The organism is Mesomycoplasma hyorhinis ATCC 17981 (assembly GCF_000383515.1).
In the GTDB taxonomy this organism is placed as follows: Bacteria; Bacillota_I; Bacilli_A; order Mycoplasmatales; family Metamycoplasmataceae; genus Mesomycoplasma; species Mesomycoplasma hyorhinis.
On the sequence record NZ_KB911505.1, the window covers coordinates 1 to 9,995 of the forward strand.

The window sequence follows — 9,995 nt, forward strand, 5'->3', positions numbered from 1 at the left end:
AATTATATTTATTATTACAATCACAAACGAATTAAAGACAAAATAAAATGAATGTCTCCCATTAAATTTTGGGAAACATTCATTTCAAATTATAATTAATTAAAACACTCAAAAATTTTTTCAAGAAAAGGGGATATGTTCATTTTTTTTGTTTGTGTTTTTTAAAATCTTTTTTTTTTTTTTTTTTGAAATAAATTTATTAAATAATTAATCACTTACATAAAAATTAAATAATTCTTTTAAAGTATATTGTTTTTTTGTAATTTACATTTATTAACTATTTTATAAATTACTTGGAATATATATATATATATATATATATATATATAATTACTAAGAAGTATTTTCTATACCAAATAGAAAAAACTTAAAAAAATCAAAAGGAGAAAAATTATGGAACCAATTTTTGCACAACCACATTATGCAAATGCAATTGGTGGAATTGCTATTGTATATTTATTATTAGTAATTTTTACTTTTATATGCTTTGTAGTTCTTGTTATATCAATTATTAAATTTCTAATTACTACTACAAGTTATAAAAAATTTCAAATTTTAGTGCTTAAAAAAGAACATCCTGATCTTGCAGAAGAATTTGAAAATCCACAATCAAAAAATCTTAGACATTAACAAGACACATCAAATAAAAAGATTAATAAAAATTCATGAATTAATTAAAAAACCTTTTATTATTTTTTAATAAGAGGTTTTTTAATCTTCATTATTATTAAATCCTAGATAAGTCAAAAATGCTATTTTAAATAATTGGTTTTCTAACTCTGCATCAGAAATAGAAAAATCTATAATAATGAGCATTTCCCCTTTTCTTAGAAAAATAGAAAAGGGGAAATGCTCATTTTGAAGGATTTTTTTTATTAAAACTTACGATTTGCAGTTGTATTTAATCAGTTGTAAATACTTAATAATACTTTTAAAAATTAAATAATTTTTTTATATTTTCCCTAAATCTTTCATTACTTTTTCTATATCAGTTTCTTGAAATAATGTAATTTGCTCTTCTTTTTTAATGGCAATAACACTGATTTGAGCTCCTTTGTTATTTTCGATTCTAGCAATTAAATTATTGCTATTGCTATTTACAAAATATAGTTTTTTAAATTTTTCAAAATCTAAATATCACTGACCCATATTAGAAGAATAAAGGTTAAAAAAGCTTAAATTAAGTTTTTCTACTGCTAAATATAAATTATATTTTGACAATATATTTTCAATGCTTTGATTTTCAAAGAATTTATTTATATATTTTTCTAATACTGGCTTTAAGACATTAGAATCTAGTTTATTAAATTCATTTACATTTGTTAATGTAAAAGTTTTAAATTTATTCTGAGCAAAAAAATTATCAAATTTTTGTCCATTTTCTTTTATTGAATTGTTGTTTATAGTTGAATCAGCAACAAATTCTTTTACATTTGAATTTAATTTATCACTACTTTTTAAAGTGTCTTTAAAAATTCAATATGAATTCATAAAATATTTTTTTTGATATTCTGCAAAGTTGTCTTCGCTTTTTTTAAGAAAGAAATTATTGAAATAATTTTTTAAAAATGATTGTTGATAAGTTTTGGTTTTTAATAAATTTAAATCTATTTTATATTTTTGCTCTTGCGGAAAACGATTTCACAAGAATAAAGCTACACTACTCATCGAAATTGTAAATAGTATCAAATAAGCTCATAAAACTAACAGTGAGATTTTGATAGGTTTTGTTATTTTAGTTCTTTTTTCTTGGCTAATATCATTAGCAAATCAAGAAAACTTTAATTTTCATTTGTTTTTTTGTCTCAAGGTAGCCCCTTCCATTCTTGTAAAAGAGTTTTTCAATCTGTTTCATTATTAAAGACAATATTGTCTTCTTTTTTAAAGGCTATTATACTTATAGTTGCACCATTATTGGTATCGCTTGATTCTTGCAGTCATGGATAATAATTTACAAAATATAATTTTTTATCTTTAAGAAAATCTAGATTCCATCAACCCATTCTAGAAGAGCTTAATGTGAAATTCGAGAAAGAGCTATTCTTTACAAAATAATATAAGTTATACGTTTGTAGTACTTGCTCTACACTTTGATTAGGAAAAAATTTTGTTAAATATTTTTCAAATACAGGTTTTACAATGTTCGAATCTAAATTATCAAACTCTGTTTCTAAAGTTAATGTACGAGGGATTTCTTTATTTTTGTTAAAAAAATCTGAATATTTATCTATGTTTTCTTGAATTTTATTTTTTTCTTCATCTGTATTGGATTTTGTTTTTTGGATGTGAGAATCAAGTTGGTCACTACTTTCTAAAGTATCTTGATTAACTCAATAAGTACTCATGAAATATTCTTTTTGATATTTATTAAAATTATTTTGAATTTTTTTAAATATAAATTCATTAAATGAATTTTTTAAATAGATTAACTGTTTTTCTTCTTCATCTGATAGATTAACATAGTTGGGTTGATCAAGTTTATAATATAAACTTAAATAATAAATGGAAACAGCAGATATAGAAACAGAAATAATTGTTGATAAAAGTAATAAAATTTTCTTCGTTTTAGACATATTTTAATCCTTTCTTACAGTGTACAAATTTTTTTAATTTATTGAAAAAATATATTTAAATTTGCATTTTCCTTCATTTTTAAAGCAAATTAGTAAATCTGGAATTGTAATATTTCAAACAAATTGACTTACTACTAAATTTATTTTTTAAATTTTTAATTCTAGCTAATTTAGAAAATACGAAATTATATTTAAATCAATTTCATAATGGTATCTATGTTGCTACTTTCAAAAAATTCTATATTTTCAGATTTTTTAAAAGCAACAATATTAATTTGTGCGCCTGTATATGGAACCATAGTATGAACTATGGGACGTTGTGGAGGCTCTATAAAATATAGCTTATTGAATTTTAATGAATCAAATCATCATCAACCTAAATCTGTTTTTGAAAGACCAAATGAATATATTTCACTTTCTTTTACAAAATAATATAAATTATATTGATCAAAAATTTGTTCTATATTTTGATTAGGAAAAAATTTACTTAAATAATTTTTAAAAATAGGTTTTAAAATATTTGAATCTAAATTTTCAAATTCTTCTTTGGTTTTTAGTGTGTTATTAGTAGCCTTATTTGTTTTAAAATAATTATCAAATTTTTGTTGATTTTCATTTTGAATTCTTTGTTCATTTTCACTTAAATTTGATTTAGAGTAAAATTCGGATGGAAATGGTTGCTCAACTTTATCTAAATATTTCAGCGTTTCTCTATGAAGTCAATATGAATTCATAAAATATTTTCTTTGATATTCTTCAAAATTATCATTAATTTTTTTTACTACATTATTATCAAAAAAATTATCTTTTTCTTGGTTTAAAAACTCTTTATTTTTGCATGCTAAAGTAAACAATCCTATTGTTGGAATTAAGACAACACTTGATAAAATTTTGCGAATTTGCAAAGATATTTTCCTCTTTTTATTCATATTAGTTTTCCTTAAATACAGTATGTGTCATTGCAATAGAATCATCTACTGAATTTTCAAATAAAGAACTTTTGTATTTTTTAACTATATATCTATAAATTCCAGAATCTTGAACTTTAAATTTAATTAATTCTACATTACTGTTGATACTTAATGATGAACTTACACTTTGTCAATATCCTCTACTATCTAATTTTTCTAATACTAAATCATAGTCAGTGAATAAAGTTTGATTTTGACGTTTTTTAGTTTCTTGAAGTTTCAATCTATTTTCGTTTATATGTTTACTTTTTCAATCACTTAGTTTTAGTTCATAATCAATTCCCTGAGCAGTTTGTTTTGCAAGTGCTCATGTTGGAAATAATCATTCTCATCAATTTGGATGTTGTAATTCTGGTTTATTCTCGTTTTCTTTTAGCAATCCTGAGTTAAACATTCAACTAAGTGCTATATTTATTTGTTCTCCAGCTTGTAAATTTAAATGTGAGCTTTCGAATATGACGCCATCCACATCGGATTTAATAACAGATTTAGTATTAATATTTCAAGCTGCTTCTTGCATTTTTTCAACATCTATTAAACCTGCTCCATAAGTTGAATCAAAACCATTTCCCTTTTTATTTAAATTTTTGTATTTAGGTAAATGTGCAGAGGCAGCTAGAATAGACATTGCAGATGGTACTCTAAATTGATCATTATTTAATCAAGAAAATTTATCAAAAATATATGAAATAGCACCAGTAACTACAGGAGCAGCAAAACTAGTACCTCTGATTTCACCATTATTCTCTAAGAGTATCTCCCCTGGTGCAACAACTAAAGGTTTAGGTAAGCTTAAATGGTTAGACTCTAGTTCTCTGTTAGAAAAGTTCGAAATTTCAATGTCATTTAAAAAAGAGTTTTCTCTATATTTTGTTGATCCGACAGAAATTGCATTATATGCTAATTGAGTGCTGTCAATTCATTTGCCTTTTTTATTTTGTTTGTTATGACCATTTCCAGCAGCGAAAACATTAACTACACCATATTTTCTTGAAATATAGTCTATGAAAAAACTATCATCATTATAAGGGAGAGAGTGATCAGCAGTGGGTCCATAACTATGGTTAATAAACTTTACATTATTTTTTAAAACCAATCATTCAAGAGCGTTTTGTCAATTAAAGTTATTAGAACTAAAACTTGTGAAATAAATTTGTCCATTTGAATTTATTCCGTTTTTACCTGCTGCAACCATTGATACATCAGTCCCATGTGTATCATTTAAATTTTCTGGAGTAAATAATTTAACTTCAGGTGTATGTACAAATTTATAATTTCTTTGTAATTGAGTTGTACCTACTTCTAAAATTCCTATTTTTGAACCTTTTCTGTGATATTTAAAAAATTCTGTTTGCTTTTCAGGATTTAAATTTATTTCTTTTAAAAGTAGTTTTTTATTAATGTCTGAAAATCTAGAAATATAATAACCATTATGTTCATTTTGGGAAACTACATCATTATTTTTGATAATAACTTTTTTATAAAAAACAATTCTTTTTACAAAATCTAATGTATCTACATATTTGATAAATTCTTTAGATTTTTCTACATCATTAAAGTAAAATCAAACAATAGGTAGCATTGCACTAGTTTGAATTTTTCAATTTATGTTTTTGTTTTTAAAGCCTCTTTTTATTTTATTTAGAAGAGAATCTATTCTTTCATCTAAATTTCCTTTTTCATTAAAAACATCTAAATATAGTTTTAATTCAATTGTATCAGATACCTTGTCTGATAATTTTTTTCCATCAGTAGATTTGGAACTTAGAATTTTCCAATCATTAACTACAAATTTTTTACTTGCAAAATTTATTGTTGCTAATTTTTCATTACTAATTAAGTTTTTATTTTGATTAAATGAAAAAATAGGTATAAAAACTAACGAAGTTATTGTACCTATCGCAAATGAAAGTTTAAAAAATTTTTTAATTTTGGTCATATATTTCTCCTGTTATTAATTTTTTATTAAATAAAAACAAAATATATAAAGAAAATTCAAATTATTTTAAATTAAAGGTATATAGATCTTTCTACCTATTTTGTTTTATTTTTTTAAATTTTTAAATCAATTTAATTACTTTTGTAATTTCATCATTTTTAAAAAAAATTAATTTTTTCAGATTTTTTAAAAGCAACAATACTGATTTGAACTCCGGTAAATGGAAGTCTCATATTCATCATTTCCGGTAGTTGAGGATTTACAAAAAATAATTTTTTAGACGGTATGAATCAAATCATCATCAACCTAAATCTTCTTTTGAAACATGATATTCATATATAAGTTTTTCACCCACAAAATAATATAGATTATATTCTTTTAATACTTGATCAAAATTTGTGTTTAGAAAGAAATTATTTAAATAATCTTAAAAAATAGGTTTTAAAATATCAGAAATTAAATTATCAAATTCTTTTTTGTTTTCGAGAATAAAATGAGATTGTCTATTATGTTTAAAAAAATTCTCAAACTTTAATATATTTGCATCTTGTATTTTTTGTTCTGATTCAGATAGTGAACTTCAACGCATATCATCTTTTAAATCTTGATCTGTTTATCTAAAAATTTAAGCATTTCTCTATGAAGTCAATATGAATTCATAAAATACTTTTTCTGATATTCTTTAAAATTTTTATTAATATTTTTTAAAATTTTATTTTCAAAAAATTCTTTTTTCTCTTGTGAGATTATTCTTTGTTCTTGAAGTAATTTATTCACTTGATCAAAATTTAGTCCTTCAAATAGATTTTTATTTTCCTCATCTGAATCTGTAATATTTGTTATATTATCATCTTGTTTTATAGTGCTATTATTAGTTGAATCATCTGACTTTGGGCGGGAAAGATTTGTAGTCTCAGATAATGTATTTTCTAGATTAGAAGTGAGAATGTCAGAAGAGTCCACTTTGTCTTTATTAGCAAATTTATTAGATTTAATTTTATTTATAGCATTAAAGTCACACGCTATTGTTAAAGCACTTATAGATGGGATTGAAAATATTAAGCCCAAAATCTTTATAGAATATAAATTTATTTTTTCTTATTTTTCAAATTAATCTCTCTTTATAGTTTTTATAAACTTTCTTAAAATTTGAAGCAAATTCAATCTTAATAATAAAAATTACACTCGAACTAATTCTATAACTTTACCAATATCAGAACTTTTAAAAAATGAAACATTTTCAGATTTTTTTAAAGCTATAATACTAATTTGTGCTCCATTATATCAAAGTCTTGCTGGAACTTCATCAGGTCGTTGCGGTACTACAAAATATATTTTTTTAGACTTGATTGAATCAAAATATCATCAACCTATATCTTGTTTTCGTAGATAATCTGAATAAATAACACTATTACCAGCAAAATAATAAAAATTATATTCATTTAATACTTGTTCTATGTTTTTGTTAGAAAAAAACTTATTTAAATAATCTTGAAAAATAGGTTTTAAAATACTTGTATTTAAATTGTCAAATTCTTCTTTTGTTTTAAGAATATAATTAGTAGGTTTATTGGAAGTAAAAAAATTTCTAAATTTTTCTTTATTTTCTTTTCTAATTTTTTTTTCATTTTCAGAAAGTTGTGAATCATCTAAATAACTAAAAAAATCATTTGAAAACTTTTTGTCAAATTCATCAATATATTGAAGTGTATTCTCATTAAGTAAATATGTATGCATAAAATATTTTTGTTGATATTCTTCAAAATTATCATTCACTTTTTTGAGTATTACATTATTAAAAAAGTCATCTTTAACTTTTCTTTTTGCTTCTCTTAACTTGCTATCAAATTCATCATTTGATTCAGATGTATGATTATTTAGGTTGTCATCAATTTTTGTGTCTTTTCTTGTAATAGTAGAATCAATGTCTATTTTATTTGAAGGATTTAAAAAATCAGATGATCCTATTTTTTGGCTACTCAAAAATTTTCTGTTATTCATTTTAATTGCTTGATTTCCTTCACATGACAACATTAAAAAAGAAGTAATAGGAACTAAAATAATTGAGGCGAAAATTCCTAAAAAAGATGAAATATTTTTTCTATTTTTCATATTAATTTTCCTTTGTTATTGTGTGTGTTAAGGCAATTGAATCATCTATTGAATTGTTAAATAAAGTAGTTTTATATTTTTTAACTACATATCTATACAATCCGAAGTCCCTGGTTTTAAATTTAATTAATTCAATATTACTTCTTATACTTTGAGAAGAAAATACTGATTCTCATTCCCCTTTATCGTTGATTTTTTCTAAAACTAAATCATAATCAGAGAATAAATTATGTTGTTGTCTACTGTTTGTTTCTTCTAGTTGTAATCTATTTTCATTTATATGTTGATTTTTTCACTCTTTTAACTTTAGTTCATAATCGATTCCCTGTGCAGTTTGTTTTACAAGTGCTAATGTTGGGAAAAGTCATTCTCATCAACTTGGATGTTGTAACTCTGGTTTATTTTCGTTTTCTTTTAGTAATCCAGCGTTAAACATTCAACTAAGTGCAATATTTAATTGTTGACCAGGATTTAAAGCTAAAATTTTACTTGTGTATATAATTGCTTCATTATCATTTTTAGAAACTGACATTGTGTGAATGTTTTCAGCAGCTTCTATCATTTTTTCGAAATCAATCAATCCTGCTCCATAAGTTTTATCAAAACCATTACTTTTTTTATTTATAATTTTATATTTAGGTAAATGTGCTGAAGAAGCTAAAATAGACATTGCAATTGGCACTCTATAAGTATCGTTATTTAAATATCTGAATTTTTTAAAAATATTAGATATAGCACCTGTAACCACTGGAGCAGCATAACTAGTACCTAGTATAGTTTCAGAATTTTGTAAAATTATTTCTCCAGGAGCTACCACTAAAGGTTTAGGTAAATCTAAATGATTTGGTTCCAAATCTCTATTAGAAAAATATGAAATTTCAAAATCATCATTTACATTATGTCTATATTTTGTGGAACCCACAGAAATTGCATTATATGCTAATTGTTTTTTATCTATTCATTTACTATCTTTGTCTGGATTATCATAACCATTACCAGCAGCAAAAACATTTACTACACCATATTTTCTGGAAATATAATCTATAAAGAAACTTTCATCATTATAATTTATAGGATTTATAGAGGTAGATCCATAACTGTGATTTATTACTCTTACGTTATTTTCTAACACCAATCATTCAATAGCATTTTGTCAAGAAGAATTATCAATAAAATTAGAAAAATAAATTTGACTATTCTGATTTATTCCATTTTTTCCAGAAGCAATTATAGACACATCAGTTCCATGATGCTCACTTGTATTTTCAGGTCCAAATAGTTTTATTTGAGATGAATTTTTAAATTTATATTTATTAGATAAAGTAGAAAATCCTACTTCTAAAACCCCTACTTTAGAACTAGGATACAAATTATTTAGTTCTATATTTCTGTAGAAATTTAAATTTATTTGTTTTAAAAGTAAATTACTATTTACATCGGAAAAATTATTATTTTTATAATCATTAACTCATAAACTAAATTTTGAATTTGGATGGTTTTTTGAATGTAAACTATTATTTTTGGAAAGAACTTTTTTATAAAAAACAATTCTTTTTACAAAATCTAGTGATTCTACATATTCAATAAATTCTTTGGATTTTTCTACATTATTAAAGTAAAACCAAACAATAGGGAGTAATTTACTGGTTTTGATTTTTCATTTTATGTTTTTAATTTTGAAGCCATTTTTTATTTTATTTAAAAGTGAATCTATTCTTTCTTCTAGATTGCCTTTCTCTTTAAAAACATCCAAATAGATTTTCAATTCAATATTATCAGAGACTACTTTTGACGAATTTTTTACATTAATAGATTTGGGTGTGGGAATGTTTCATTCATTAACTACAAATTTTTTACTAGCAAAATTTATTGTTGCTAATTTTTCATTATTAATCAAGTTTTTATTTTGATTAAATGAAAAAATAGGTAAAAAAACTAACGAAGTTATTGTACCTATCGCAAATGAAAGTTTAAAAAATTTTTTAATTTTGTTCATATAATCCTCCTATTCTTGAATTTTTATTAAAAAAACAAAATATATAAAGAAAATTAAATTTTGAAATAAATATTCAAATTATTTTAAACCAAATGTATATGGATTTTTTCCTTATTTTGTCTTCTTTTTTAGATTTGTTTATGTTATTTTTTTAATTCTTGTTTTAATTATATTATTTTTTAAAATATTTAATTAAATTAAAAAAATAAATAATTTTTAAGTGTTATTATTCTTTGAATTTAGATTAGTAAAGTTTTTTCATAAAAAAAATCACATTGATCATATCCCCTTTTCTTAGAAAAATAGAAAAGGGGATTTTTTATGAAATATTCATTAGAATTTAAATTAGAATGTGTAAAAAAATACAAAAAAGGAATTGAAATTAAAAAGCCTGATTTTGCTAA

Annotated in this window: 9 protein-coding genes; 2 read left to right on the top strand and 7 right to left on the bottom strand. The window is 22.8% G+C overall.

Annotated features, from left to right (window positions below; translation table 4 throughout):
• The coding region (locus tag F801_RS04325; protein ID WP_155225893.1) for an IS3 family transposase at window positions 1-99 on the top strand (99 nt) is incomplete at its 5' end.
• A gap of 294 nt (window positions 100-393) precedes the next feature.
• Window positions 394-630 (top strand): hypothetical protein, encoded by a 237-nt coding sequence (locus tag F801_RS0103830; protein ID WP_014335407.1) that lies wholly within the window; start codon window positions 394-396, stop codon window positions 628-630.
• A gap of 321 nt (window positions 631-951) precedes the next feature.
• Here F801_RS0103830 and F801_RS0103840 read toward each other — a convergent pair whose 3' ends face one another.
• From F801_RS0103840 to F801_RS0103880, 7 genes are all read right to left on the bottom strand, one after another.
• Complete coding sequence (locus F801_RS0103840) at window positions 952-1,809, bottom strand: hypothetical protein (RefSeq protein ID WP_020104683.1); 858 nt, start codon at window positions 1,807-1,809, stop codon at window positions 952-954.
• A complete protein-coding gene (locus F801_RS0103845) occupies window positions 1,782-2,573 on the bottom strand; it encodes a hypothetical protein (RefSeq protein ID WP_014335405.1) in 792 nt (263 codons plus the stop codon). Before F801_RS0103845 ends, F801_RS0103840 begins: the two co-directional genes overlap by 28 nt.
• Window positions 2,574-2,764: 191 nt before the next feature.
• Window positions 2,765-3,502 carry a hypothetical protein gene (locus F801_RS0103850; RefSeq protein ID WP_014335404.1) on the bottom strand — a complete coding sequence of 246 codons (738 nt, stop codon included), beginning with the start codon at window positions 3,500-3,502 and terminating at the stop codon, window positions 2,765-2,767.
• 1 nt (window position 3,503) lies between these two features.
• Entirely contained in the window at window positions 3,504-5,483 is a 1,980-nt protein-coding gene (locus F801_RS0103855; RefSeq protein ID WP_014335403.1) for a S8 family serine peptidase, read from the bottom strand.
• A gap of 597 nt (window positions 5,484-6,080) precedes the next feature.
• Complete coding sequence (locus F801_RS04330; protein ID WP_230493939.1) at window positions 6,081-6,551, bottom strand: hypothetical protein; 471 nt, start codon at window positions 6,549-6,551, stop codon at window positions 6,081-6,083.
• A gap of 111 nt (window positions 6,552-6,662) precedes the next feature.
• Window positions 6,663-7,595, bottom strand: coding sequence for a hypothetical protein (locus tag F801_RS0103875; RefSeq protein ID WP_014335402.1), 933 nt, complete (start codon window positions 7,593-7,595; stop codon window positions 6,663-6,665).
• Between the two features lies 1 nt (window position 7,596).
• Window positions 7,597-9,591 carry a S8 family serine peptidase gene (locus tag F801_RS0103880; protein WP_020104684.1) on the bottom strand — a complete coding sequence of 665 codons (1,995 nt, stop codon included), beginning with the start codon at window positions 9,589-9,591 and terminating at the stop codon, window positions 7,597-7,599.
• Window positions 9,592-9,995: the final 404 nt, after the last annotated feature.